This window comes from Puniceispirillum sp. (SeqCode) (genome assembly GCF_965657105.1).
In the GTDB taxonomy this organism is placed as follows: domain Bacteria; phylum Pseudomonadota; class Alphaproteobacteria; order Puniceispirillales; family Puniceispirillaceae; genus Puniceispirillum.
Genome location: NZ_CBFHNB010000008.1, coordinates 7931 through 34578 on the forward strand (window position 1 = coordinate 7931; position 26648 = coordinate 34578).

The 26648-nt window shown below is 46.1% G+C and carries 29 protein-coding genes; 21 read left to right on the plus strand and 8 right to left on the minus strand.

Features of this window, described 5'->3' with window-relative positions; genetic code table 11:
• Positions 1–192 precede the first annotated feature (192 nt).
• From ACTF7Q_RS02145 to ACTF7Q_RS02235, 19 genes are all read left to right on the plus strand, one after another.
• Positions 193–1395: a sigma 54-interacting transcriptional regulator gene (locus ACTF7Q_RS02145; protein WP_438996206.1), complete on the plus strand. Its 1203-nt coding sequence runs from the start codon at positions 193–195 to the stop codon at positions 1393–1395.
• Between the two features lie 12 nt (positions 1396–1407).
• Complete coding sequence (fliE, locus tag ACTF7Q_RS02150) at positions 1408–1719, plus strand: flagellar hook-basal body complex protein FliE (protein WP_438996207.1); 312 nt, start codon at positions 1408–1410, stop codon at positions 1717–1719.
• A 55-nt stretch (positions 1720–1774) separates the two neighbouring features.
• Positions 1775–3493, plus strand: a complete 1719-nt coding sequence (gene fliF, locus ACTF7Q_RS02155; RefSeq protein WP_438996208.1) for a flagellar basal-body MS-ring/collar protein FliF — start codon at positions 1775–1777, stop codon at positions 3491–3493.
• Positions 3494–3549: 56 nt separating this feature from the next.
• Complete coding sequence (gene fliG, locus ACTF7Q_RS02160) at positions 3550–4581, plus strand: flagellar motor switch protein FliG (RefSeq protein ID WP_438996209.1); 1032 nt, start codon at positions 3550–3552, stop codon at positions 4579–4581.
• A gap of 34 nt (positions 4582–4615) precedes the next feature.
• Positions 4616–5941: a FliH/SctL family protein gene (locus ACTF7Q_RS02165; protein WP_438996210.1), complete on the plus strand. Its 1326-nt coding sequence runs from the start codon at positions 4616–4618 to the stop codon at positions 5939–5941.
• Positions 5938–7266 carry a FliI/YscN family ATPase gene (locus ACTF7Q_RS02170; RefSeq protein ID WP_438996211.1) on the plus strand — a complete coding sequence of 443 codons (1329 nt, stop codon included), beginning with the start codon at positions 5938–5940 and terminating at the stop codon, positions 7264–7266. The genes ACTF7Q_RS02165 and ACTF7Q_RS02170 overlap by 4 nt, the downstream gene beginning before the upstream one ends.
• Positions 7266–7688, plus strand: a complete 423-nt coding sequence (locus ACTF7Q_RS02175) for a hypothetical protein (protein ID WP_438996212.1) — start codon at positions 7266–7268, stop codon at positions 7686–7688. Before ACTF7Q_RS02170 ends, ACTF7Q_RS02175 begins: the two co-directional genes overlap by 1 nt.
• Positions 7689–7790: 102 nt before the next feature.
• Positions 7791–9608, plus strand: coding sequence for a flagellar hook-length control protein FliK (locus ACTF7Q_RS02180; RefSeq protein WP_438996213.1), 1818 nt, complete (start codon positions 7791–7793; stop codon positions 9606–9608).
• 27 nt (positions 9609–9635) lie between these two features.
• Positions 9636–10214 carry a flagellar basal body-associated FliL family protein gene (locus ACTF7Q_RS02185; RefSeq protein ID WP_438996214.1) on the plus strand — a complete coding sequence of 193 codons (579 nt, stop codon included), beginning with the start codon at positions 9636–9638 and terminating at the stop codon, positions 10212–10214.
• 23 nt (positions 10215–10237) lie between these two features.
• Positions 10238–11218, plus strand: coding sequence for a flagellar motor switch protein FliM (fliM, locus tag ACTF7Q_RS02190; RefSeq protein WP_438996245.1), 981 nt, complete (start codon positions 10238–10240; stop codon positions 11216–11218).
• 147 nt (positions 11219–11365) lie between these two features.
• Entirely contained in the window at positions 11366–11614 is a 249-nt protein-coding gene (gene fliN / locus ACTF7Q_RS02195; protein WP_238531190.1) for a flagellar motor switch protein FliN, read from the plus strand.
• 202 nt (positions 11615–11816) lie between these two features.
• Positions 11817–12284 carry a flagellar biosynthetic protein FliO gene (locus tag ACTF7Q_RS02200; protein ID WP_438996215.1) on the plus strand — a complete coding sequence of 156 codons (468 nt, stop codon included), beginning with the start codon at positions 11817–11819 and terminating at the stop codon, positions 12282–12284.
• Positions 12281–13066 carry a flagellar type III secretion system pore protein FliP gene (gene fliP, locus ACTF7Q_RS02205; protein ID WP_438996216.1) on the plus strand — a complete coding sequence of 262 codons (786 nt, stop codon included), beginning with the start codon at positions 12281–12283 and terminating at the stop codon, positions 13064–13066. Before ACTF7Q_RS02200 ends, fliP begins: the two co-directional genes overlap by 4 nt.
• A 45-nt stretch (positions 13067–13111) precedes the next feature.
• Positions 13112–13378 (plus strand): flagellar biosynthesis protein FliQ, encoded by a 267-nt coding sequence (fliQ, locus tag ACTF7Q_RS02210; RefSeq protein WP_438996217.1) that lies wholly within the window; start codon positions 13112–13114, stop codon positions 13376–13378.
• Between the two features lie 67 nt (positions 13379–13445).
• Positions 13446–14207, plus strand: a complete 762-nt coding sequence (fliR, locus tag ACTF7Q_RS02215; protein WP_438996218.1) for a flagellar biosynthetic protein FliR — start codon at positions 13446–13448, stop codon at positions 14205–14207.
• Positions 14200–15357, plus strand: coding sequence for a flagellar biosynthesis protein FlhB (flhB, locus tag ACTF7Q_RS02220; protein ID WP_438996219.1), 1158 nt, complete (start codon positions 14200–14202; stop codon positions 15355–15357). Before fliR ends, flhB begins: the two co-directional genes overlap by 8 nt.
• Entirely contained in the window at positions 15357–15578 is a 222-nt protein-coding gene (locus ACTF7Q_RS02225; RefSeq protein WP_438996220.1) for a hypothetical protein, read from the plus strand. The genes flhB and ACTF7Q_RS02225 overlap by 1 nt, the downstream gene beginning before the upstream one ends.
• 286 nt (positions 15579–15864) lie before the next feature.
• A complete protein-coding gene (locus ACTF7Q_RS02230; RefSeq protein WP_438996221.1) occupies positions 15865–16602 on the plus strand; it encodes a hypothetical protein in 738 nt (245 codons plus the stop codon).
• Positions 16603–16687: 85 nt separating this feature from the next.
• Complete coding sequence (locus ACTF7Q_RS02235) at positions 16688–17563, plus strand: hypothetical protein (protein ID WP_438996222.1); 876 nt, start codon at positions 16688–16690, stop codon at positions 17561–17563.
• Positions 17564–17950: 387 nt separating this feature from the next.
• Here the strand turns inward: ACTF7Q_RS02235 and ACTF7Q_RS02240 are convergent, their stop codons facing one another.
• Entirely contained in the window at positions 17951–19105 is a 1155-nt protein-coding gene (locus tag ACTF7Q_RS02240) for an OmpA family protein (protein ID WP_438996223.1), read from the minus strand.
• A gap of 61 nt (positions 19106–19166) precedes the next feature.
• Positions 19167–19931: a motility protein A gene (locus ACTF7Q_RS02245; RefSeq protein ID WP_438996224.1), complete on the minus strand. Its 765-nt coding sequence runs from the start codon at positions 19929–19931 to the stop codon at positions 19167–19169.
• Positions 19932–20123: 192 nt separating this feature from the next.
• On the opposite strand from ACTF7Q_RS02245, the gene ACTF7Q_RS02250 reads away from it, so the two are divergent.
• Positions 20124–20621 carry a DUF1566 domain-containing protein gene (locus ACTF7Q_RS02250; RefSeq protein WP_438996225.1) on the plus strand — a complete coding sequence of 166 codons (498 nt, stop codon included), beginning with the start codon at positions 20124–20126 and terminating at the stop codon, positions 20619–20621.
• On the opposite strand, the gene ACTF7Q_RS02255 is transcribed toward ACTF7Q_RS02250, so the two are convergent.
• Complete coding sequence (locus ACTF7Q_RS02255) at positions 20557–20781, minus strand: hypothetical protein (RefSeq protein WP_438996226.1); 225 nt, start codon at positions 20779–20781, stop codon at positions 20557–20559. The genes ACTF7Q_RS02250 and ACTF7Q_RS02255 overlap by 65 nt on opposite strands.
• Before the next feature lie 378 nt (positions 20782–21159).
• On the opposite strand from ACTF7Q_RS02255, the gene rpoN reads away from it, so the two are divergent.
• Positions 21160–22698 (plus strand): RNA polymerase factor sigma-54, encoded by a 1539-nt coding sequence (gene rpoN, locus ACTF7Q_RS02260; RefSeq protein WP_438996227.1) that lies wholly within the window; start codon positions 21160–21162, stop codon positions 22696–22698.
• Between the two features lie 58 nt (positions 22699–22756).
• Here the strand turns inward: rpoN and ACTF7Q_RS02265 are convergent, their stop codons facing one another.
• The 5 genes from ACTF7Q_RS02265 to ACTF7Q_RS02285 all read right to left on the minus strand — a co-directional run bounded on the left by ACTF7Q_RS02265 (position 22757) and on the right by ACTF7Q_RS02285 (position 26646).
• Entirely contained in the window at positions 22757–23023 is a 267-nt protein-coding gene (locus tag ACTF7Q_RS02265) for a hypothetical protein (RefSeq protein WP_438996228.1), read from the minus strand.
• Positions 23024–23199: 176 nt separating this feature from the next.
• The gene (locus tag ACTF7Q_RS02270; RefSeq protein WP_438996229.1) at positions 23200–24120 is read right to left on the minus strand and encodes an ion transporter; all 921 of its coding nucleotides are present in this window, start codon (positions 24118–24120) and stop codon (positions 23200–23202) included.
• A 111-nt stretch (positions 24121–24231) separates the two neighbouring features.
• A complete protein-coding gene (locus tag ACTF7Q_RS02275) occupies positions 24232–24528 on the minus strand; it encodes a hypothetical protein (RefSeq protein ID WP_438996230.1) in 297 nt (98 codons plus the stop codon).
• Between the two features lie 11 nt (positions 24529–24539).
• A complete protein-coding gene (locus tag ACTF7Q_RS02280) occupies positions 24540–24962 on the minus strand; it encodes a hypothetical protein (protein WP_438996231.1) in 423 nt (140 codons plus the stop codon).
• 97 nt (positions 24963–25059) lie between these two features.
• Positions 25060–26646, minus strand: a complete 1587-nt coding sequence (locus ACTF7Q_RS02285; RefSeq protein ID WP_438996232.1) for a M23 family metallopeptidase — start codon at positions 26644–26646, stop codon at positions 25060–25062.
• Between the last annotated feature and the right edge of the window lie 2 nt (positions 26647–26648).

Consider the following 26648-nt stretch of genomic DNA (forward strand, 5'->3'; position numbering starts at 1 on the left):
GTCAATATTCTGTTAGTAATTTGTTAACATTTCAAGCAAAACGTCAGATTTTTGAACAGTTTTTTTCGGAAATTACTTTAAAAATAAATCTAATAAAAACAGTAGCTAATAAAAAAAAATAACCAAAAATTAAAGTTGGCAAGGTTTTTGCCTTACTTCGGGGACAACAAATTTTAACCGAAGGCGAATGTTATGGGCTCAATTCACTTGGAAATCGACAGTTTCGACGCTGCATCATGTCTGGCAGACATATTAAATGACCGTATGCTTCCATTCACATCCAAAGGTGACAATGCTGCATCTGGGGATACTGAAAATCAGGGGCGCGCAAGTGCATATGTATGTTCAGCCGCCTTTGAAGCTAAATCAGGTGGTCAGGAAGGCGTCATTGCGTTGAGCCGGAAATACCGTGCTAGCCAGGTCCTTATCGTCAACGAAAATCAGCCAGAATTTAAAATCGAAGAACAGTTTGGCGGAAAATTCATCCGTGTGTCTTTACCTGTTAAAACAGCAAAGCTGGCTGACCCTTTGGCGGATCGTGCGCTTGACTATGGTTTGCAATTAATCGCCACATTGTTGTCCGGCGAAAAGAATGTTGCGGCTGGCGACAGCTCCAGCTTAGAGCTTCTGAACCTAGCCAAGCGTGTTGCCAGTACAGATGTAACTGTGTTCGTAAATGGGCCTACGGGCACCGGCAAAGAGGTTCTGGCAAAATTTGTTCATAATCATTCATCGCGCACCGCCGCCCCCTTTGTGGGTGTGAATTGTGCCGCTATTCCCGAAAATATGCTTGAGGCTATTCTGTTTGGTTATGAGAAAGGCGCCTTTACAGGTGCATCTACATCAAATAAAGGCATTTTCCGGGCAGCTGATAGTGGCACGCTTTTGCTAGACGAAATTTCAGAGATGCCGCTTGGTCTTCAGGCCAAACTACTCCGCGTACTCCAGGAAAAGGCGGTCACACCAATCGGTTCTCAGACCGATATTCCTGTTGATGTTCGTGTTATTGCGACAACCAACCGAGATATGGCGCATGAAATCCGTACCGGCGGGTTCCGTGAGGATTTGTATTATCGGTTGAATGTATTTCCTTTGAATACCATCAGTGTTGCTGATCGCGCGCTCGACATTGTGCCTATTTGCACATTCTTGATGCGTCGTCACTGTTCTGACATTTCAAATATTCCATGGCTCACAGATGCGGCGGTTGAAAAACTGACTAGCTACGCATGGCCAGGCAATGTTCGCGAACTTGAGAATGTTCTTCAGCGCGCTTTGGTGCTGGCGATAGACAACAAAATCACCGTGGCAGATATCGTGACTGACGATGTCATTCATAATATGAATCGGCAGCCTCTGACTTCAGAGACCTTGCAGAATGTAGCTGTCGGGTAAGGGGATAAGACAATGACATCTATTGGACCAGTTGGAAGTAATATATCAAGCTTGCATGCACAGGTTTTAAAGCGTGCAGAAACAGCCTTGAGCAAAGAACCGGATAACGGCTTTTCAGACCGTATTGGCGATGCTTTGAAATCTGTTGCTGATACCCAGAAAAACTCTGCCGAATTAACCAAAGCCTATGAAATGGGCACAGAAAATGACCTCACAAAGGTCATGATTAATCAGCAGGTTTCATCACTTGGATTTCAGATGACATTGAATGTCCGAAACAAGGTTCTGAGTGCATATAAAGATATTATGAATATGCCGGTCTAGTCGGCATAATTTTTAAATTTCATATGCCACATTGGCGCATAAAAGAGAGATTAAAATGGCTGAAGCAGTAAATATGGGTGACGCAGGTGCAGACGGGACTAACGTTGCTGTCAAATCGGGCACTGGAATGCTCTCAACAGTAAGACGTTTTACGTCAGACCCTGCCGTTCGCAGAGCGGCCCCCACCTTTGCGGCAATTATATTTGCTGTTGCGGGTCTTTTTGTGTTTGTTTTCATGCAGGCACCACAACGTACAACCTTATATGCGTCCTTGCCCGAAGCAGAAAAGGCACGTGTTGTCGAAGCGCTTATCAATGCGGGTGTCGAAGTCACGCTTGATCCAACAACTGGCGACGTATTGGTGCCAACCAATGATTTTCACCAGGCAAAGATGAGCCTTGCGGCACAGGGTTTGCCAACCTCAGTGCCTGATGGCTATGCCAGTGTTGGTGACATTCCGATGGGGTCTAGCCGTTCGGTTGAAAATGTGCGCCTGAAGCAAAGCCAGGAAATTGAGCTTGCCCGCTCTATTGGTGAAATCGATGGAGTTGTTTCAGCACGAGTTCACCTTGCGATTCCTGAAAAATCTGTTTTTGCGCGCAATGCGACACCGCCAACAGCATCTGTTTTTATTCAGATGAATAATGGCCGGACGCTTGGCACACAACAGGTTGAAGCTGTAGTTCATCTTGTTTCGTCATCAGTGCCAAGCATGGCAAAAACAGATGTAACGGTTGTTGATCAATTTGGTGCTTTATTGTCAAAACCTACTGACGACATAGCGTCATTACTCTCGGATAACCAGTTACAGCACAGAATTCGTCTTGAAAACATCTATCGCAACCGTGTTATTTCTCTGGTTTCACCAATTGTTGGTGCAGGCAACGTTACCTCGCAAATTAATCTTGATATCGATTATACGCGCAGCGAAACAACCGAAGAACGTGTTGATCCTGAAGGTAATGCTTTGCGCAGTGAGCAGAAAAGCCTTGATACGACGTCAGACGCAAATGCGCGCGGCATCCCGGGCGCTACAGCGAACCGCCCGCCATTACAAAGTGAAATAGATACTGTTCAGGCTGATGATGCTGGTGCAAAAGGCAGTGTGTCGACACAATCATCAAACGAAGTGCGTAACTATGAAGTAAGTAGGACTGTATCGACAACGCAAAGCCCTTCAACGCGTATCGTTGGTATTCAGGCAGCAGTCTTGGTTAGAGACCGGGAAGTGGTGAACCCTGAAACGGGTCTGATGGAAGTTGTTCCTTTCTCTCCTGAAAAACTGGCGGAAATTAAAAACCTTGTAGCTAATGCTATAGGCATTGATGCCGAGCGTGGTGACAAGCTTACTGTCAGCAGTTCTGCCTTTGTGTCATCAATCGAAGGTGTCAAAAAAGCTTGGTACGACATGGATTGGGCCATCAATCTTATGAGACAGGGTATGACGCTCCTGATTATGGGTGTCGTCGTGCTGGGTGTTATTCGCCCATTGATTGGCCGGATTATGGTGCCAGCCGCAGTTGGTGCACCAGGTGAAGCAATGGTCAGTCTTGATGATGATCTGGGCAGTGAAGCTATTGAAGTTCAAGAAGGTGAAAGCCTTGAGGATATCAAAGCCAAACTGAAGCCTAAGAAGGCTGCTATTTCGGCAGAAATGCTAGATACAGCGAACTCGTATGATGATAAAGTCGCTGTGATCAGAATGATCGTAGGTGATGAAGCAGGTCGTGTATCAAATGTGTTTAAGTCCATGATGGAACGTGACATCGTATAAATCAATTCATGTAGGCAGTTTTGCTGAAGATATAGACAAGGTTAGAAGAGAGTGACATGGCAGATGCTCCGAACAAAAACGACGAAGCTTACGAAAGGTTATCGGGTACTCAAAAATCAGCAATTCTGATGATGTTACTTGGTGAGGAAGAGGCCTCGGAGATTTTGAAAAACCTCTCACCCCGTGAAGTTCAGCATCTTGGTACGGCTATGTATTCGGTGCAAGGTCTTGATCAGGATACCGTGAACAAGGTTCTTGATGAATTCTTGGCGATCATCAAGGAGCAGACCAGTCTGGGCCTTGGTGCTGGTAACTATATCCGTAACGTACTGAATAAAGCGCTTGGTGAAGATAAGGCCCAATCAGTTCTTAGCCGGATCACGCCTTCAAGCAGTGATCGTCCAATTGAAATTTTGGACTGGATGGATGCCCGTTCTATTTCGGAACTGGTTATTGATGAGCATCCACAAATCATCGCGTTGGTTATTTCATATCTTGATTTCGGACTTGGTGCTGATGTGCTTATGCTTTTGCCTGATGAAATTCAGTCTGATGTTATTGGGCGTATTGCAACGCTTGAAACGGTTCAACCGGATGCACTTCGCGAGCTCGAAGATGTTATGCAACGCAAGTTCAAAGCCAATACTACTTTGCGGGCAACGCAGGTTGGTGGTGTTAAAGCGGCTGCCCGGATTATGAACTTTACAAAACAAGCTATGGAAGCCCGCATCATGAAAGAGCTTGCCAAGCGCGATAAGCTACTTATGCAGGGTATTCAAGAAGCGATGTTTGTCTTTGATAACTTGCTTGGCTCGGACGATAAATCACTACAGACGCTAATGCGTAACGTTGATACTGAAGATCTGGTTCTGGCTCTAAAAGGTGCAGATGAACCGCTTCGTGAAAAGTTGTTTTCATGTATGTCAGTTCGTGCGGCGGCCAACCTTGCAGATGAGATGGAGGCTTTGGGGCCTGTTCGTCTAACCGAGGTTCAAGAAGCGCAAAAGCGTATCATTAACGTAGCACGTCGGCTTTCTGATGAAGGCAGTATCGTGCTTGCAGGTCGTGGAGGTGATGACTTCGTCTAGAATGAAGATGATGAAGTTATAGGACATACAAAATATGAATGAAGCAGCTCTCGAAAATACGGATGGATTGGCGGATACTGAAATATCTCGTCTGATTACATTGTCGAACCAGGCAAGCTATTCTCGGTCTGATATTTTGCCTGTCCGCGAACCAAGTCCGTTTGAACCTAAAAGCCTTGTTGAAATCGCCATGGCGGCTCAAAAGCGCCGTGATGAAGCAAAAGCGCATGCAGCGGCTGAAAAGGCAATGGCCGTACAAAATGCGGCCGAACAAATTGTAGCTGAACAATCTGCTGGAGAACCGACAGCATCACCGGCAGAAGGCTTGGTTGAAGCTGTTGCTGAAAATCTTGATACGGCTGAAACGGTTACATCTGAGTCAGCAAATACAGCCACTATGGATGTATCCGCAGGAATTGAGTCACAATCAGCAAATAATGCTGCTCAATCAGTCGATGCTGCGGCAGATATGGTATCGGAAAACAACACATCTGATAGTTTGCCCGATATGCAAGCCGAACCACAGGTAGATTCTCAAAATGAACAAGCTATTCAGCTTTCGCCTGAACCAACCGCACCATCAGCTCCAGACCCTGACATACTCAAGGCGGAATATAAGCGCGGTTACGAAGCAGGGCTTGCCGAAGGTCAGGCAAAAGCGGCAGAACAACTTGAGAAAGTTCTGCAGAATTTTGAAAAGGCTACATTGGCATTGGCTAATCCCGATGCGTTAGATGTAACAGCCCTAAGTGCACAGATTGCTAGCCGTGTAATGGCACTGGCAAGTGATCGAGCTGGTCAGGCCATTTCAGATATGCCTGAGCCCTTTGCCAAGCGTATTGAAGATTTGATCACCATGGTTAAATCTGAGACCGCCAGCCCGACTATTAATCTGAATCCAGAAGATTTTGCCAGCATCAAACCTTTGGCACAGAACCGTGAAAAGCTTAAAGGCTGCAACTTTACTATTGATGAAACAATGGCACGCGGTGATGTAAGTATTGCGGTTGGTGGCGTAGGGCTTGTTGACCAGATTTCAAACCGTTCAAGCATTCAGCTATCTGAAGACCAAAAAAGTGACGAAGCAGAAAGTTCACCTGAAATATCTGACGTGGCTATAACCGCAGATGCCGATGAGTCCCTCACTGCAAAGCCGCAAGCTATAAACCTATTAGAAGATGAAGTTGACAAAGCGCCTGCTTCTGATGCTGATGTCAAAGCTACCGATCTTGTTGAATTGTCTTCAGACCAAACAGACGCATCCATATCAGATACCCAAGCTGTATCCAGTGATGATGTGCCTGAAGCAGAAGCTATCAAGCCTGAGGATGCCAAACCCGAGGGCGGTAGTGCAAAATGAGTATCTTGAACAACGCGATCATGACTGATTTGAACGCTGTGAAGTTGGATCATCCAATTTCATTATATGGGCATGTCAGCCGTTATGATGGCCAGATCATTGAGTGTAATGGGTTCCCGGCAAATATAGGATCAATTTGTGAGGTGGAAACCGATAATGCGACGCCTGCAATGGCTGAAGTGATTGGTTTCAATAACGGAAATAATCTGCTTTCCATTTATGATTATGGCGCGCGTATCCTTGTTGGTGCCCGCGTCTCACTTGTTGATGATGGCGCTTATATACCTGTTGGCGAGGGACTTTTAGGACGGGTAACCGATGCGCTTGGTATGCCGCTGGATGGTCGCCCGCTTCCCCCATTAGAAGGTCAGTGGCCATTGATGGGAAAAGAACTGAACCCCCTGCAACGTAAACCTGTCGATAAACCGTTGGACGTTGGGGTGCGCATTATCAATTCGATCCTGTCGGTTGGCCAAGGGCAACGTGTTGGCATTATTGCGGGATCGGGTGTTGGTAAATCAGTTTTGCTGGGAATGATGAGCCGGTTTACTGATGCTGATGTTGTTGTCGTTGGTATGATTGGGGAACGTGGTCGAGAAGTTGGCAGCTTTGTTAACTACATCCTGGGCAGTGAGAGCCGTGATCGTGCTGCTGTTGTGGCTGTGCCAGCTGATCGGTCTCCGTTATTGCGGATACGTGGAGCCGAACGGGCAACAGCTATTGCTGAATATTTTCGCGACAAGGGTAAAAACGTTCTGCTCATTATGGACTCTTTGACGCGCGTGGCGCATGCGCGCCGTGAAATCGGTCTTGCTCTTGGCGAACAGCCAACATCAAAGGGTTATCCACCATCAGTTGTATCAATGATACCTAGACTTATTGAGCGCTCTGGCACTGGCATCGAAGGGCAGGGCTCAATTACCGCAATTTATACCGTGCTTGCCGATGGTGATGATGCGAATGATCCTGTTGTTGATACAGCACGTGCTATTTTGGATGGTCATATTTTGCTTTCGCGTCAGCAAGCGCAAATGGGCATTTATCCGGCTATTGATGTTACAACATCCGTTAGCCGGGTTATGAATGACATTACCGATGCGGATCAACAAGCTGCCGCCGCGCGCTTTCGGCGTCTGGTTTCTCTATATATGGAAAATCGTGATCTGATCCTTATGGGGGGATATACCCCTGGTCAAGACCCGGATCTCGATCTTGCCGTTGAATTATGGCCTACCTTGACAAAGCATATCCAACAGCCTGAAGCTGAAAAAGCAAATTTTGCAATCAGTCGTGATGCGCTTATTGGCTTGATGAGAAATGCGTGATGGCAAAGGATAAAACAATTTATGATAAGCTTGCCCTAAAGGAAAAGATGCTGATGATGCAAAAGGCACGTGGCATGAAAACCCTACAAGAAGAGTTGACACGCGTTACCTCAATCAAAGGTCAGCTCCAGGCAATTGTTGAAGATACGGCTATAAAAAAGGGTGAAACGAGTGTTCGTGAACTGCGCTCATCAAATTGGTATAGTGCGCAGATACATGAACAATTGGTGACAGTCGAAAACCGGACAGAATTTCTCAGCGAAGAAGTTGGCACCCAGAAAAAACATATTGCCGAAGCTTTGCACCGGCATAACAAATCGCTTGAAAAAGCTGATGAACGGCGACGCATTCTCCGCGAAGAGCGCGAGGAAAAGGCGGCGTCTGACGTGCCGCGCATTAACCGCGCACGCGCAGATCGTTAGATAGATTTACTGATATTTTCTGACTGGCACCGAACTTGCAATGCTTTGGCAATGAAAGTTCATTCCGGGCATGTTCCGGACATCAATGTCAGGAAGTGCAGCATGACAACTATAGACTCATCAGCCAAATCAGGAATGGTTTCAACCTTTGGAAACGAGGCCATGGCTTCATCTGAAAATGAAAATGCGGCGTTGTTTGAAACGCTTTTCGGTTTGATGCAAACGGCGACAGACATTCCCAATGCTATGGAAGCCCAATCTGGCCTTATGGTTGATGGTGCGTCGGAAAGCGGTGCTGATCTGGCGTTTTTGCCAGCTATCATTGCATCGGTGCCTTTGGGATCAACAATAGCTGTGCCCGCAGTACCTAAAGCTGAAATTTCGGATGGTGCGCTGGCCATGGCACAAACACTTTTGGTGGCGCAAAGCGTTGGTTTGGTTGACGCGGATGGTGATGCCAATGCTAATACAGATGCGCCTGCTACACTTGATTTTAAAATTGGGACTCCGATTCCAGCACTGACAAAAGACCATCATAACGAGTTTGAGCTTCCGGTTACTGTGCCGGCTGAATTATTTGCCAAGGCGCGCGCGCTTGTTAAAGGTGAAGTGACCGCGCCATCACGAAATAATTATGGCACTGGCCCGCAACCTGTGCATCAATTGATGAGTTTCTTGAAACAAGCTGTGGTGTCAAAGGACGATGCGCTAACGCGCGTTCAGGCGCTAGAGACGCCATTATCTGATGCCGCTATGCCAAATATTATTGCACAGCCTGCTGCTGCCCTTGTTACTTATGATGCCCCGCACTCAGTGCCCGTCGTTCAGCTTGTGGCACCTAATTCAGCCCCGATGCCACGCATAGCTGCTAAGGCGGCACAAGACAGCGTCATATATAATGAATCCCACACTGTTTTGACAGCGCACCAACGAGCCAAGCTCGAAAGCGCAACGCCAATGCCGAATATTATAGGAAAATCTGCTGGCAACCTTGTCACCTATGATGCCCCGCATACCGTTTTAACAGCGCCAGATATGATCGCCAAGGCCGCGCCAATGCCGACTATTACGGGCAAAGCTGGCGCTGACGCCGTTATATATAGCCAAGCACATACAGTTATTGAATCAAATGGTGAGGTAAATACATTTGATATAGTACAAGCGGCAAAGCAAAATAAAGCCCAGCTTAATAATGTCATTGAAAATGGGTTTATGCCATCTGCACCAAAGGATCTGGCAGTACGGGCATCTATCATTGTTGATAATGGCGCCATCCGTTTGCAAAGCGAAAAGCCTGTTCCTCAGCGCATGGGAGGCGACTCAGCGGCTATCATTCAAACCAGTGAAACCAGTAACGGGTCAAGCACCCAGAATAACGGTAATAGAAATGATGGCGGTGGCTTTGACCAGGCATCGCGTGGCAACACTCAAATGATGACAGCGCATCGCCTGAACATGGCAGATAAAACCTGGCATGAAGGTTTTGTGCGCCGTGTTGAAAATAGTATCAAGAATGGCGATGGCGTCATTCGTATCGCGCTTGAACCACGCCAACTTGGCCGTATGCAGGTAAAGCTTGGATTTCAGGGTGATGCAACACGCATTCAGATTACAACCGAAACCTCAGCAGCAGCAGCAATATTGTTAGAGAATGAAGGCCGGTTGAGCCAAATGCTGGATCAAGCAGGGCTTAAGCTTGGCAATTTACAAACAAATACAACAGGATCATCAGCTTTTGACCAGAATAATAATATGGGTGGCCAGGCAAATTCTGGTCAGACCGGTACATCTTCTGGTAATGATGATCAAACAGCGGACAAAAACCAAAGCCCGAATGGGCGTGGCGAAGCTGATAATGGTGAAGAAACGCCAAATACATTAGAAAATGATAATAAAACAGTTTTGAATATTTTGGCGTGATGATAGATTTCTACAAAGGACGGAATAATGGCTGAAAATGATGAAGAACCAAAGAAGTCCAAAGGGTTTCTTATAAAAATTATCTTGTTCGTAGTTGGCGGGTTTGTGTTGATTGGCGCTGGACTTGGCGTGGGCTACATGCTGTTTGGCGCGGCGCAACCTGATCCGTCCGAGCAGATTGAAGAAATCATAGAACGTAAGATGCAGGAAGCCGAGACCGCTGAACAGGAAGCGCTCGACAATGCGACAGCTCAGCGTGTGTCAAAAGAAACCCCCGAAGTTGAGAACTTTGTAACCATCTATTATGAATTTCCGGGCACATTTACGTCGAACCTTATGGGATCACGTAAGATGCTTCAGGTTGGTGTCGGTGTATCAACGCAATATGACGACAGCATAATGGAAATGGTTGAGTCGCATCAGCTTGCACTTCGTTCAGTCGTTCTTGGTGTTTTAAGTGAGTTTGGCGAAGAGGATATCCAGGGCATCGCGGGTCGAGAAAAGCTTGCTACCGCCATGAGAGATGCCATGAATGCTAAACTTGAATCTCTTGAAGATTTTGGTGGTGTGGCAGAAGTGCATTTCACATCCTTTGTACTGCAATAAACCTCTAAGACAGAATAGGTGTAATTTTGGCATCCACGCGGAAATTAAGTAGCGACGAAGTTAACGCCCTTATCGAAGGGTTAGGATCAGACTCATCTGCATCACCAGCGTCTATGGACGTTGGTGATATGGCAGATGTTCGTCCGTTCAAATTTGGTTCGGATGATCTCTCGCTACTTGGTGATTATTATGCGCTTCGTATGATTAACGAACGCTTTGCCCGCTTTGCCCGTTCTGTTTTTCTGCCAATGTTGCGGTTACAGCCGCGTATCTCGTCATTCCCGCCCGAGGTAAAGAGCTTTGATGAATACGCCGCTGGAATTGACAGTTTCATGAGTCTGAATATCAGTCGTATTGAAGAATTGCGAGGCAGCATGCTTACGGTTCTTTCACCGTCATTTGTTTCGGTGCTAACTAATTCCTATTATGGTGGCAAAATTGAGGCTAATAAATCCCGCCGCCCAGAATTTACCGCCACGGAAGAACGTGTGATTCAGTTGATCAATCGTGGGCTTAATGAAACCCTAGAACATTCCTGGCGTGATCTCATGGAGATAAACCTGTCGCATCAAAGCAGTGAGGTGAATACGCAATTCGCATCATTTGTGGATGGTGCTGATTTGGTCATTATATGTTCATTTGTTGTCCAATTGCCGGATATTGACGCGGCCAGTTTTGACGTGATTTATCCCCTGCAAACCTTAAAGCCTATTGCCGCACAGTTGCGCTCACGCGTCCAATCTGACCGTATTGAAGATGATCAAAGCTGGCGCGATCGGATGGAACGCGCCGTACTTGATATTCCCATTAAAATGACGGCCAAGCTAAGCGAGCCAGTCGTTTCGATGAGCAAGCTAATTCGCTTAAAAGAGGGTGATGTATTCCCAATCCAGATCGGCGATGGTGTCGAAGTCTTGATGGATGAACATCGTTTTTATTATGGAGAAATGGGTCAAGTCGGGGGGCAGTCTGCCATCAACCTGACCTCAAGAATAGTCGAATAGTCGTAGCGGGATATGCCGGTATTTTCTACCGGATCCGTGTTTAGAGAGGATGATTAGATGTCTGACGAAGCAGAAAACGTTGTTGAAGAAGCCAAAATTCCGGATGCTGATAGTGCGGGCATAGATGAGCGCATCAGCAAGGAAAATATGCGCGTTCTTGAAAATATTGACGTTAGCCTAACCGTAGAAGTCGGTAGTGCCGAGATCAAAATCCGTGATTTGCTTAGGCTTAATGAAGGTTCGGTTATAGAGTTAGACCGTTTGGCAGGTGATCCGCTTGATATTCTGGCTAATGGAACCATGATCGCCAAAGGCGAAGTGGTTATGGTTGGCGAACGTTTTGGTATTCGGTTCTCAGAAATTGTCGCGCCAGAAAAGCGGATGGAAACACTTTAACGCACGCTGTCAATTTTCCGACAAAAATGAATATCATCTGATTTATGATTATATGAAGGCTTCACACCTTTGATTTCTATCAGATAGCAACTATTAAAATTACTTATAAACAGTATGTTATGAAAAAATATGTTTCATAATACTGGTCTGGCATGGTCTTTGCCTTGTTTGATGTGAATTTCACTCATGGCGGAGACAGACTATGACGCTGACAACAATCACAACGGAGCAGGGGGTTATTACCCTGGCGTTTCTAACGCTAATGCTTTTGCTGTTGATTATCGTTCGAAGATTTCGTGGCGGTATAAGAAAGCGGTTCCAGCCAGAAAAGCGAATGCACCTAATCGAAGAAATGTCGATGACACCGCATGAACGTTTGCGGCTTGTTGATGTTGCGGGCACGACGTTTTTGATATTCACCGCAAAGGGTCAGCCAAGCACCATGGTGCAATTGGATAAAAACCTGGCTATTGCGCAACCATCGCAACAAAAACCAGTATCGCCATCAGCGAAACCAGCCCAATCATCCAAACCAAACCCACCAATTCCGACGGCAAAGCCAGCATCGCAAACGATCACGGCTGAGACACTTGATGCTGAAGAAAACCCTATTTCTGCAGCTATCAAGCAGGCGCGCCTACGTAACCCAAAATTAGGATTAGAAGAATGACCCGTATTGTGCGCATCCTCATAACCTCTTTGCCAATTGCCATTCTTTCGCTTTGCGGTGTGATGAGTGGTGCCGAAGCGCAACTTGTCGGTGATACGCCACCGGGGTTGCCAGCATTCAATATAACCGGCAGCGAAGACGGCTCATCAACCTATTCATTGTCATTACAGATTTTAGCATTGATGACAGGTTTGACAGTGTTGCCGTCGCTTGTTCTTGGCATGACATCCTTTACCCGCATCATCATTGTTTTATCAATTTTACGTCAGGCCATGGGCACACAGCAAACACCACCTAATCAGGTGCTGGTTGCAATCGCCCTGTTTTTGACCTTTTTCATTATGGCGCCAACATTCACACAGCTGAATGATATGGCACTTTCTCCTTATATGGATGGGACGATGCCGATGGAAACAGCGCTTTCAGACGGCACCAATATCATGAAGGACTTCTTAGTACAAAATACGCGCGTGACCGATCTGGTCATGTTCACCGAGATGGCAGGTGATACAACTTACGAAGATCCCAAAGATGTGCCGTTAACCGTTTTATTGCCAGCTTTCATCACATCCGAATTGAAAACAGCATTTCAGATTGGCTTTTTATTATTCCTGCCTTTCCTGGTCATTGACATGGTAATTGCGTCTATTTTGATGTCCCTGGGTATGATGATGCTGAGCCCGATGCTTGTTGCGTTGCCTTTTAAACTTCTGCTGTTTGTTCTGGTCGATGGCTGGGCGATGACAGTTGGTTCACTTGTAGCCACCTACGCCGGTTCATGACCGGATACGCCCTAACAATCACTTTTAAGAATAGGAATGCTGATTATGGATTTTGACTCAAATGTAGAATTTCTGCGTATAGCATTTTGGCAGATTATCATTGCCGCTGGTCCGCTACTGGCTGTTGCCCTCGCGATCGGTTTGCTGATTGGTATCTTTCAAGCGGCGACATCGATTAACGAGCAAACCCTCAGCTTTGTCCCAAAATTGGTGATTGTCATGCTGACCTTTGGATTGGTGTCTAGTTTCATGCTTGCTCAATTATCCGACTATTTCGCCTTTATCTTTGATCAAATTGCCACAATTAGCTAACTGAAAAATGCTTCCTCTCGTCACCCAAAATATGGTTGCTCTTCCCGGCATGGATTTGCAGTGGGTTATGACACTTTTGGTGCAATATTTGGTTGCAAGCTTAAGAATTGGCGCATTCATGATTTCATCACCTATGTTTGGTGCCCGATGGATGCCCTTGCAAATACGAATTATAATGGCGTTCATGTTGGCTATGAGTGTAGCTGCCCAGGTTGAGCCCATTGATGTGAATGTGATTACGTCATTGCCTGGCTTTATAATCATGGCAACAGAAATCACAATTGGACTTGCTGCTGGTCTGGTGCTGACATTATGGTTTGCTGGTGCACTTCTCGCAGGTGAGAAAATTGCTTCTACGGCGGGTTTGGGGTTTGCAGCGCAGGTCGATCCGTCAACTGGAGGTCAAACGCCAGTTGTCAGTCAGATATTATATCTGTTCCTTACGGTTATCTTTTTATCCCTAGACGGGCATCTGATGGTGATCCGGATCATGCTTGAATCTTATAGCATTATGCCGCTTGGGCATATGCCAGACATGGGTATTCTTGTTGAGGCAGGTATCAGCGCCGCTGGATCGATGTTCTTTGTTGGAGCCATCATCATGCTGCCTGTTGTGATTATTTTGCTGATGATCAATGTGTCGATTGGGGTCATAACGCGCTCGGCACCTCAGCTAAATCTATTTTCTTTTGGTTTCCCAATCTCGATGTTGGGTGTCTTTATTGTGTTGTATTTTTCTGCAGGAACGCTGTCGAGTAACATGTCAGATTTAGTGTTTAACGCGATTTCTGATATGCAGGTGATGATGGAGGATTTGGCAAATGGCTGAAGAATCCGGTGATGGACAGGAAAAGACCGAAGACCCCTCCGAACGGAAACTCGAAAAAGCCCGGGAAGATGGTCAAGTATTATCCTCTAAGGAAGCCTTTGTATTCACAACATTGGCCATGGCAGTCGTTCTCATGATGGGACTATCCTCTGTATCGTCAGCTGGATTAACACATTGGGGTACATTGTTCCGCTGGGATCACGCGGATCATCTTGATACACTTGCTTTTGGCAAACTTGTGCAGTCATTTTGGATGATCATTATCATATCGATCATTATTGGTGTACCGATGATGATTGTTACGCTATTCACGCAGCTTGCAGTTGGTGGTGTCAATTTTGCCCCTAAGTCAATGGCGTTCAAAGCGAACCGTATAGATCCCATATCTGGTTTGAAGCGTATGTTTTCGGCTAAATCACTTGTTGAACTTGGCAAGTCGATATTAAAGGTTGTGTTACTGTTTGGTGTCGCTGGTTTGCTGATTTATGGTCAGTTGCCCAGCATTCTAAGGCTATCTGAAGGCACGCTCAACGGCGCCATGGAAAAAATGGGTGACGTATTTCCCGCGCTTTTGGGTGCCATGTTAATCGTATTATTCATCATAGCGGCGATTGATTATTCCTGGCAAAGCTACTCACATACCAAGAAGTTAAAAATGAGCCGGCAGGAACAGAAGGACGAACATAAGCAAACCGAGGGTTCACCTGAAGTCAAAGCAAAAATTCGCCGTATGCAGATGGAACAATCACAAGCGTCAAGCCAGCAACGTGAATCGCTTGAAAATGTCGCCGACGCTACAGCCATTATAACCAACCCAACACATTTTGCTGTCGCGCTTAAATATGTAGCAGGTGAAGCAGGGGCCCCAGTTGTTTTGGCTATGGGCAAGGGACGAATTGCCGAACAGATTATCGAACGCGCCAATGATTCAAAAATCACCATTATGCGCAGTCCACTTCTTGCCCGTGCTTTGTTCTTTACGAGTGACATTGGTGGTGAAATTAGCGAAAAATTATATAATGCTGTTGCGATCGCCTTGGCCTATATTTATCGCATTGATAATGGTGAAACGCTTGGCATGCCGGATATCGATCTGCCTGAGGATCTGCGTTTTGATGAAAATGGTAACACAAGTAAGGATGCAGACTAATGGCACGACGCACGCATAGAAGTTTGGGCGAAATGATCAGCACTGTGAGCTTTTACGGTGTTTCGGCAGGGGCTTTCGTGCATGGTATGGCGTCACTTGAGGGTGATGAACCGCTATATAAGACAGTTTTGATTTTTACCGCCTCGTTTTTTTGTTTTCTGGGCGGTGCACGATTTTCTATTGCCAATATGTTTGATCAGTCGCAGAGGCATAAGAAATGACGTTGAAAAAAAACGCTAAGCCAATCAAAAACGCCAAGCCAATCAAAAATGCCAAGCCGGTCCAAAATCCCAAACCAATCCAACAGCCCAATTGTTTTGAATGTGCTTTCCATTTTATTACGCATGAGCGTGGACGGCCATATGGGTGCCAGCAATTTGGGTTTAAAGGACAATTTTTGCCGTCACGGCATGTTTTTGAAGCAACTGGCATGAAATGTGCTTACTTTCAACCGAGGAAGGTGCCTGTTAGGCGTCGTTCTTCGTCCTAATTCGTCAGGAGACAGGTATGAGCAGCGAATATAATGCGGTGCAAGAAAGTATCAAAATCGCGCTAGATGCAGCAGACGCTGCCACAGACGTTTCGTCTGAATTTAATAAAATTAAGCGCGAAAACAAAAAACTGGAAGGGTCAATTAAAATGATTCATCGCTATACAGCAATTATATTTGCCAGTTCAATGGTTGCCGCGGTGGCAGCATTGATTTTTGCGTCTCTAATTTATTTCAGAACCTTGTCTGATTTGACCACAATGACCACAACAAGCCGTGAAGCTTTGGTCGTATTTGCCGAAAATGTTGATACGATGAACAACTCGTTGGATAAGTTGAAAGTATCACTGGAGGCGCAGCAAGAGTTAGTCTCTTTAAACAAAACGCTGATTGCCGAGCTTGATACTTTGCGGACAACGATAATTGACTCAAACCGTGAAGTTGTCGCCAGCATGCGTGATAGTAACGAAAAAATGTCAGCTGATAATGATAAGCTTGCCAAAGCCATCACAAATGGCATCGCCAATGAAATGGGAAGTCAGACCAGCAAAATTACCAAGCAAATGGCGCAATTAGCTAAATCAAACGAAGGCGCCATGGACTCTCTTGCCCGCAGTATGGCAAGCAATGAGGTGCTAACCCAGGTATCAGCCAATCAGGCTGTGCTTGCCGATCATCTTGAATCGCTAGCTGGTCAGAACAAGCAGATTCTGGCGCAGTTCAAAGCCAAAGATAATAAGGTCAGCTATCCGTGATCGATATTGCAATCCACTATCGACAAGGGGTGAAGATGGGTTCTGAAAAGGCCCTTTTTGCCTATCATGCACCCAAGGTCATAAGATGAATGAAAATGACACTAGTACCGGCAGAAACCAGTCTGGCTTGCCGCCTGATGGCGCTATGCCAAGGAGCGCCTTTGGTTACGAGACAAGTCCAAACCCTGACACAGTAGCTGATGCTGACGCGGATAACCCTCAGAATAATGCGCCGCGTAACAGCTTTCTGTCTATTGCTGAAATTGGTGCTATTTCGCGGTCTCGGACACTTCGCCTGCAAAATGATGATGCGATTGTCGCAGTTGATGCAAAGCCGTATCACGGTGATATTGATACCTTCTTGGACATTCTGTTCGAAATCGAAGATGGCAAGTCTGTTATGCTTACAATTTGGCGCAAGGGTGTGATTTATAACATCATTGTGCGTGGTCCTCTTGGCTGCACCTTTGAATATGCAAAGCCTGACATCTCCGAAGCCATTAACAATGATTTTAAAGAGGCTGATATAGGTCATCCGGATGATTATTCGACCTTTGAAGTGCTGCGCGACATCAAGCGAAAGACAGACATCATTGATACGCGCCCGTCTGATCTTATCATGTTTATCCCTGCCATCTGGCTTTTGCAAAACCGGCTATGGGAAGCTTTGCTGGCAGTGACCTTGATTTATGGTGTCACCCTGAGCGTCCACTGGGTGCTGTTTGTGATCTCCTATATATTGCTGTCGCTTTACTTCAAAAAGGCACAGGTGCCTCTTAGACGTAGCTTTAGCCTGTTCAAAGAACGGCAGATGTGGCTCATAATAGCGGGACGCTCTATGCGCGAGGTACAGGAAATATGTCGCAAGATCGATCCAAAATGTGACTTTATTGATAGTGAAGTCGGACCTGTCCTGCCTGACGAAGCACCAGCCAAAAAACGCCGCCGCCCACGCAAATAATATACCTATTATCTGGTCTCAGCGTCGCGGCCACACCTCCACTCCATCGCGTGGCTATGGTTTATCCTCATGTCACATCACGGTCTGGTCGGGCTGATGCTCATGCTTATGAGGATGCTTATGAGCATGCCTGCTTGTGGCTCTATATATCTGTTTGGCATATCATGCAATCCGGCCTCAGTCTTGTCCTGAACTGCCCTATAGCCAAAAGTCTTGTGGCTCGACAGGCCGCCGCCAGATTCCGTTACCCGTTGATAATATTAATCTAGCAAAGCTGTTAAAGCCTTTGCGATCTCTCATAAACAACAAAACCACCACCCCTTTGGAGTGCTGGTTGGTTGATTGATGTGGAAGGCTGAAGCAGCTAGCTCGGTAATTACATAAATGCTAATAGTTGATTTCAATCTCAATGCGTCGGTTCAATGCACGCCCTTCAGCCGTATCATTACTCTCCAAAGGCATGGACTCACCAAAGCTGACAGCCTGCATTCGGTTACCCGGAACTTGGCCACTATCTTCAAGTGCTTGCACAACGCTCGAGGCACGCGCGGCAGCCAGATCCCAATTGTCACGGAATTGCGATCCAAAGATAAGTGGCACATTATCCGTATGGCCAGACACATTGATTGTACTAGAACCACCAGCGCTCACCTCTGCGATTTTCTGCATGATCTCCCTGGCGCTATCCGTCAGCTCAGCTGAGCCGGATGCAAAGGCGCCGCCTGATCCAACGGTAATAATGACACGATCTTCTTCACGTTCGACCGCTACTAGCCCCTGACCAATTTCCTGACGTAAAGCCACTTTCAGCTCATCCTCAGCAATCTGTGCTTGTTCATTCTGCTTTTCTTGCTGCTCTTGTGCTTCGGCTTCTTCTGCTTCTGATTGAGATTGCCTAGCGCTTGTAGCTTCTGCGGCCGCCAGCATTTTCTCAAGCTGTTGCTCCAGACCACCAAAAAGCACTTCGGCCTCGGCCTTGCCAGCGGCATCCTTGGCCTGTTCGATAGCATTCAAAGTTTCTTTCAAAAGCTGTGGCATATTTTCTTCAGGCGCGTCGGTAGGCGTGAAATTCACAACCACTTTTTCACCAAGGGACTCGACCTCGATTTCACCGCGCGCGATGGCATCTTCAAGCGCCTTAACAATATCTTCGGCATTATCAAGATCGCCGCCATCTTCATCTTTATCTTTGTTCTTGATATCCAGATCAGGCTGTGTGTCTTTTGTTGTTTCCTGGTTCATCTGATTAGTCACAGATGGGGCTGGGTTTGGGCTGAAATTCAGCGACAGAATAGTAGTGCCTTTAGGCTGCTCAACAATGGGAACAGTACGCTGCACACCAAAAGCGTTTTTCAAGGAACCAGAAATTTGTTTGAATTTTGGTACGTTAAACTCCGCAAAAGACAGAATAAGAACGAAGAACGCCATCAATAATGTCGCCATGTCAGCAAAGGTGGCCATCCATGCAGGCGCACCTACGGGAGGACATTTAGGACAGTCTTCTTCTTCCTTCTCTTCGACTTCTTCGACTTCTTCAGCCATCTCTCAAATCCTTTCCAACCTTGCTAATTATTGCCCTAGCACGCTTCACTTTTGCAAAACGCTATACAGCTTCTTCAAGCTTTTGCTGTAACTTAGGCGGCAGGTTAGAGACCAGTTGGTCTTGAATGTTACGAGGTGACTCACCGCGGGCAATATTGCGCAGTCCGGCAACAACCATCTCACGATAGGTAACTTCATATGTTGTATAGCCTTCAAGCTTGGTCAGCATTGGCGCAAACAAAACGTTTGCGATAAAGGCGCCATAAAGTGTTGTAAGCAAGGCAACGGCCATGGCAGGGCCAATCGCTTTTGGATCGGCCATGTTACCCAACATAAGCACCAAACCCACCAGCGTACCAATCATGCCCATCGCTGGGGCAATATCAATCCAAGCTTTCACAACATTTTGATTGGATTCATGGCGTATTTTCATAGCCTTGATTTCTTGATTCAACTGGGCGGTAAGCTTTGTTTCGTCAGCCCCATCAACCAGCATCTGCATACCTTTAGAGAAAAATTTGTCGGGCACTTCCTGTCCCTCAAGTGCCATCATACCATCTTTACGGGCAATGCCGGCCAACTCAACCATACGCTCAATCAGATCTTCCTGCTTTTTAATAGGTGGCAGGAACGCTTTTCCCATTACGCCAAAGCTACCCAGAAAAGTTGCAAGAGGCGTTGTGTACATAACAGCAAAGAAAGTACCGCCAAAAACAATCAAAACTGACGGTGTATCAATAAATGTGCCAAGGCCACCACCTGACAGCATGGCCCACATAATCATGCCAATGGCACCAAGTATTCCAATAAGAGAAGCTATATCCATAAGTTTATTCCACCTTTACATTGGGCGTACATACCCGCAAGTCTTAGCAATAACCATACCAACTTATAATCTTTGTTATTAACAACGCGATTTGCGGCACGTTTTATGCACATATCTATGTTTAACGTATCACTAAATGAGTGTATTCTTATATTTTAGGAATACAAGATCGAGATTACGTAAGGAGATCACATGCGTGAGCAAATACGAAATCGACTATATGTATTATCTATAATGTCATTATTTTTTGCTGTTGGGCTTGTGGGCAAGGCACAGGCCACCTTGTTTATGGCGCGCGAACATATTGTAGTTGATCTAAGGTATGGTGTTGATTGGCTGCGTTGTAGCATTGGTCAGCGCTGGGATGGCAAAACCTGCACAGGCGAGGTGCTATCGCTTAGTCATGAGATGATTGCTCAGGCCATAGAACAGGCGAATGAGCAGCTTGATGGGGAATGGCGTCTTCCCACGCGCAAAGAACTCGAAGGTTTGGTATGTAATGAATGCGGTAATCCTAAAATTGATGCAGAGATGTTTCCAGGAACCGACTCAGTGCCCTATTGGACAGGTCAGGTAAATGAATTTGCCAAGCGTCATATATGGTCTGTCAATTTTGCGACAGGTTTTACATATGGCCGTTTTTTCCCATATCAGCAACTGGCTGTTCGCCTAGTTCGTGATCGTCATTAAGCGCCGCAATCGCCTGTCGCCTTTCAAGCCAATAAAACAGAAGCTTGATTAAAAACATGATGCTTCCACCAATGCAGATAACAGCGGCAACCCGTTCGGTAGTGATGACGCTCAGATGAACGGCTCTATCACCTGCCGCTAGACCAAAAATGACAATCATCAAAGCCATCATTATGAAGGCGCGAATAAATTGGCAACGGTGACACACGGCACCTCTATTCGGTTTTAGGCGGCTAAGAGTAATCATCCTCGTCCTTTATCAATAAAATTTATTTAACAGATAAAACTTATTAAACAATAAATCATTAGGCAAATATCAGCACTACAATAATCATGCCATTTAACCTCGATTATCTATAAAAGGAACACATAAACCCGTCTATTTGTTGACACATGCTATTCTTTCAAAAATGGGAATATTTCAACCATATGTATTATAACGATTATTTTGTCGGAAAAGTGACAAGCCTCCCTGTCAAATAGAAGCTTTGCAAGCTTCATTTTTGCCTCGCATAGTGAATTCAACAGGGAGGTAGCTATGCAGTTAATGCCATCAGTAAATTTGAAGCAAAAGCAATCTTTGGTCATGACACCACAGTTGCAACAGGCCATCAAATTGTTGCAAATGACGAATATGGATATCGCCGCGTTCCTTGAGGAACAAGTGCTTGATAACCCCTTTGTTGAAGTATCATCACCTGACAAACCAGATGATGGTGAAAAAATGAAAACCAGTGACGCTGATGCACAAGAATCTGCACATGACGCGTTTTCTGATGTTGATAACGGTTTAAATGGCACATCCGATTTGTCGTCATCCATTGAGAATGGCACGGCATTGGCAGATGACCCGACAGCCCATAGCGATCTTGAAAATCGATACAGTTCTGAAGGTCTTGATCTTGGCCGTTCGTCAGGTTCATCGAATGCAGGACCGGATAGCGATTGGGATGACTTGATTGGTTTGGTTGCTGATCGCCCGGCAAGTCTGCGTGAATTCGTTTTGCGTCAAATTGATCTTAGCATCACTGATACCAAACAACGATTTATTGCTTATGAACTTACAGACGCTTTGGAGCCAAGTGGATGGCTTGGCCGGTCAGTGGAAGATGTGGCTGATATGTGCACATGCACCATTGATGATGTTGAAGATGTGCTGGCTGTTCTTCAGACGCTTGAACCCGAAGGTGTTTTTGCGCGTGATTTAGCTGAATGCTTGTATATACAGGCACGCGAACAAGGTGATCTATGTGAAATAATGGCTTTGGTTCTGGATAATTTAGATGTTCTTGGCCGTGGCGACATGCAATGGCTGGCGCGCAAAGCAAAATGTGATGTTTCTGATATTGCTGATATTCTGGTGCGTATTCGTGAGTTTAATCCTAAGCCTGGTGAAGGTTTTGAGAGCAATCAGTTTATTGCCAGTGCCCCTGATGTTGTGGTTACAAAGGGTAAAATGGGCTGGGTTGTTGATCTGAACAGGTCAACTTTACCGTCACTTGTTATTAATGAAGATTATGGAAATAAGGTTGCCGCTACCAGCCGAGGTGTCAAAAAAGATGAAGCCAAGAATTTCGCTGGTGAAGCATTAGGATCTGCACGCTGGTTGAAGCGCGCCCTAGAACAGCGTAATTCAACAACCTTGAAGATCAGTGGTGAAATCATTCGGCACCAAAGTGAATTCCTTGTGCATGGATTGGCAGCTTTGAAACCATTGGCGCTCAAAGATGTTGCCGAGGCGGTAGGCATGCATGAAAGTACCGTTAGTCGGGTAACAAGTGGTTTGACAATCTCGACGCCAAAAGGATGCTTCGCACTGAAATCATTCTTTAGCGTATCTATTGCAACAACAGACTCAGGTGATGGAACAGCCGCCGCTGCGGTTCGCAATATGATTAAGGAAATTGTCGATGGTGAAACCAGCGGCAAACCGCTTAGCGATGATGCGATTGCGGCGTTGGTTGCCAAAAAGGGTGTGAAACTAGCCCGACGCACCGTGGCCAAATATCGCGATATGCTCAGAATTCCATCATCATCAGAGCGTCGTCGCCAAGCGCGTATGAATGTGGCCAGTTAATCTAGGGTAATATTAAAATTCTGAGAACAAAAGAGGGTTACTTGGGGGGAGGCTTGTTCTAAAGCCCCTTACCGCCCACAGCCATCCGCGTATTGATAAATTCTTCGCTACTTGATGCGTAATTCGCAAAATAATTACTCAAGGGCACCGTAACCGTCTCGGTTTTATTTTCAGCTTCATCAAAATGCACAAACTGCACACCTAAATTGCCAGCATCATTATCTGCGGCACAATCATGATCTGTTTGTAATTCATGCCTAGCGAAGCTATCTGCAACTAAATCAAAATTGCGGGCATCTAGATCACTATCGAGTCGGTCCTGCATGGCTATCTCTCCTTGAAAAATCTTACCAAGAGTTACTATGCAGATATGTGTGCATTTATCATGCCAAGTTGTTTTACCGTCGCTTATGTTTGTGCATTTATACAGCTAGGTTTGTTGTGATGCGGGGGGATATATTTTAACCAGACGCCGAATATTAAAGGATATTAAGACATCCTCTAATCAGGCTTTGTTGTGCCTCGCTCGCTCAGCAGTTCGATCATAGCTCTTGCATGTTCATCAGATAGGTTAAGCTCAGTCTGCATTTTCTTTATGCGTTTAAGCTCTTCTTGCGATATTACACCGTCAGCAAGGGCATGTACGATTTCAGCCTCGAATATATCTTTGCGGCGTGCCACTTGATTGGCAAAGGCTGTGGCAACGATACCTGTTAGCAAGGCTACAACACAAATGCCCATGATGGCAGTTGCCGCGCCGACGAGTTTGCCAAGTGACGTCATCGGCGATACGTCGCCATAACCGACAGTTGTCAGCGTAATCATTGACCACCACATTGTCGTTGGTATGGATGAAAAATCCTCGGGTTGGACCTCATGTTCGACGACATACATCAAGGCGCTGGATATAAATAATGCGATGCAAAAAAGATATAGCGCCGCGCCAAAGGCATTGCGTTCTTCACGAATTGCCGAGATTAAATCCTCAAGAGCAGTTGAGTAGTGCGAGATTTTCAAAAGGCGTACAAGTCTGAGAACGCGAAGCCAACGAAGGTCTATCTGACCTAGGAATAATGGCAATATACTTGGCAAAATCGCAATCAGATCAATCAAACCGGTAAAACTGAAGATATAACCAAAACGCCGTTTTGCCGATGTGCCGCCATCGCGGTCAATATTAGCATCACTTGACCAGATGCGCAGAATATATTCACAACCGAATATGGTCACCGAGAACAACTCAAAAGCCCAGAATAGACGGCCATATTGGGAGCTTAAATGGTCGATTGATTCAAGTGAAACAGCTAGTAAGTTCAACAAGATCAATGTTGATAGCGCCCGGTCACAATACATGCTGACCTTATCGTCACCATACGAGCGGGATAATATTTCAAGAACCCGTTTTTTACTCAAGCCAGACATGCAAACGCCATCTATTCAAAAGTGCCATTTCAATAAAAGATTATTTTACCCTCTCATGGATATGACTATACATCCTAAATCGCCCAGCGCAAATTTTAGCCTGCTATATGTTTAGGTGCCAAGAATATCTTCGGCGATTTCGGCTGTTTCGATACACCGATCCACAAAGGCCATTGTGTGTGCACGGCCATGGATTTGATACATGCGCATGATGCCAAAGCGGCTGGCCGCCAGTGCCACTGATGCCGGGTCCCGGCGCAGACCAGCCACCATATTCAGCAAATCTTCAATATTGTCACGAATGGCTTCGATACGCTGGCGTTCGGTTTGCGGGATAGTTTGGCACTGCATATCCACGGGGACGTGGCTAGCGGATTTATAATGATCTAGATATAGGACGTCGCCCATAATCGTATCTCCTAACTTTCAGCCGATAGGTTTTGCATAGGGCAACGCATCAGGCGAACATGGTAATAATGTAATCCAGAGATGGGATCGGCCATTTCGACAAGCCGAACAGGCACCATCATGTTGGCATTGATGGCATAGGCACCGTTACGAAGCAGGATCAAGCCATCCTCAAAATTGCCCCGATGCGTCAGCCGCATCATGCTTAAAAAGCGGCACCCTTCGAGATGCGCTGTGGTTTTATCCATAAAAGCGATTTGTTCGCTTCCTGCCACGGGTTTTGGCAACGGTGGCGGCGGGGTTATCGCCTCGGTGCTATCAGCGCTTTTGGTCATTTGCGAAGTCGTTAATACGGGTGCGCTGCTATCAACTACATATAAGTTACAGGCAGATAAAAGCGTAACAAGGCTAATAATGGCAAGCGCACGAAACATCTTCATCTACCTTTGAAAAATTCGGAGGCGTTTCCTCCTCACATAGTAACGGCGCAAAGTAACAGTTTTTTAGGAAATAAATATACGACGTGCCATCTTAACGATCGCTGGATACAACCCGCAATTCACCACTAACGCTCATGGCTCGACCCACATCAAAGAATAATTGTGGGTTCAGGGATTGACCATTCACGCGCATTTCATAATGCAGGTGGGCACCTTCGGTTCGGCCGGTTCTACCCATATTGCCGATTATGGTGCCTTCACTGATATCCTGACCCTTTTTGACGCGTATCTTGGAAAGATGTGCAAACACGGTTTCGATGCCAAAAGCATGACGCACCCTGACCACATTGCCAAAGGAACCAGCATTCCCTGCAAATGTCACCGTTCCTGGCGCTGATGCCAATATGTCTTCCTGCCATGTGCCAGCCAGATCAATGCCGTGATGGAATACTTTCTTTTTTGTCACCGGATGCTTGCGATAGCCATAATTACTCGAGATATAGAAATATAGCATTGGCGGTTTGAACGGAATTTTGCGCAAGGCGGAACGATGATTATCTAAAACCAGAACCAACGTTTTAAAATCTTTTTGATCAAGTGCCGCGCTAACCGATGAATAGTCCGGTAAATTTTCAACTAATAGACCAAGATTGGCAACGCGGTTTCGGATTGTATCAATCTCTCTGACCATGGACACAAGCAATTTCATTTCCTGAACAGCGCTATCTATTTCAGGGAGGATGTATTCGGGCTCGATCTTCTGCATACGAACCTGATCATTATCAAGCGCGGGGGCGGGTGTCTGTTGCGAGGCAATCGCACTTATTGTGTCTTGATTAGGCAACGCCAAGCTTGGTTCATTAGCGCTGTCGGGCTCATTCAAAGTGTCATTATTATAAAAGCTATTAAAGGCAAAATCGGGAATCAGATTACCTAACGCGGCCAGTTCGATAGCGGCGCGTTCTTTTGGGCTTGGCTTGGTTTGAACGGATTTACCATCATCTACTGTCTGTTTAGGCCGCAACGGGGCTAATGGCGCGGCGGCAAGCTTCGGCGCCGTTTCGCTGTCAGCTTTTAGGGGTATTGACGGGTCTGAAACCGGTTCTGTTTTTTTCGCCAGCAGATTGGCGGCCATCATGGATTCTTTATTTCCGGCGGTTGGTAGCGCCTTCAAACCAGCCCGTTTTGAAATCATACGGGAAAAGGTATCGTCAGACGTCGTTATCCCATCTGCTTTCTTTTTTGATGTGGTGGTAAGCGCGGCGCGCGCTGTGGCGGGTTTTCTGTTTATGTCTTGTGGGTTTAAGCCTTTTGTCTTGGGGGCAAGTGTTATCACCTCCAGCTTGTCTGTGTTTCGATCCGAAACAACATCAATTTTGGTGATGCTGGCATGCGCCGTCTGGATAGAATCTCGGCTAACAACACCAACAGCGTTATATCCCAGAAACACAGTCGAAATAGCGATAACGACGGTACCGACAAAACAAACAATCGCTGCGGAAATCACATAAGTGGGCTTAACGGTAATCTCAACAGGACCATTCTTGGTCATGAACAGAAATTTGTTTTCGCGGAGAAACCATAATCTATTATTCACAGTTAAAGGCGAATCGGCACGGTTGCCATGGATCATTGTGGGGGTAAAACGTTGAATGATTTTGTCGAGTATCTTGCGCATGG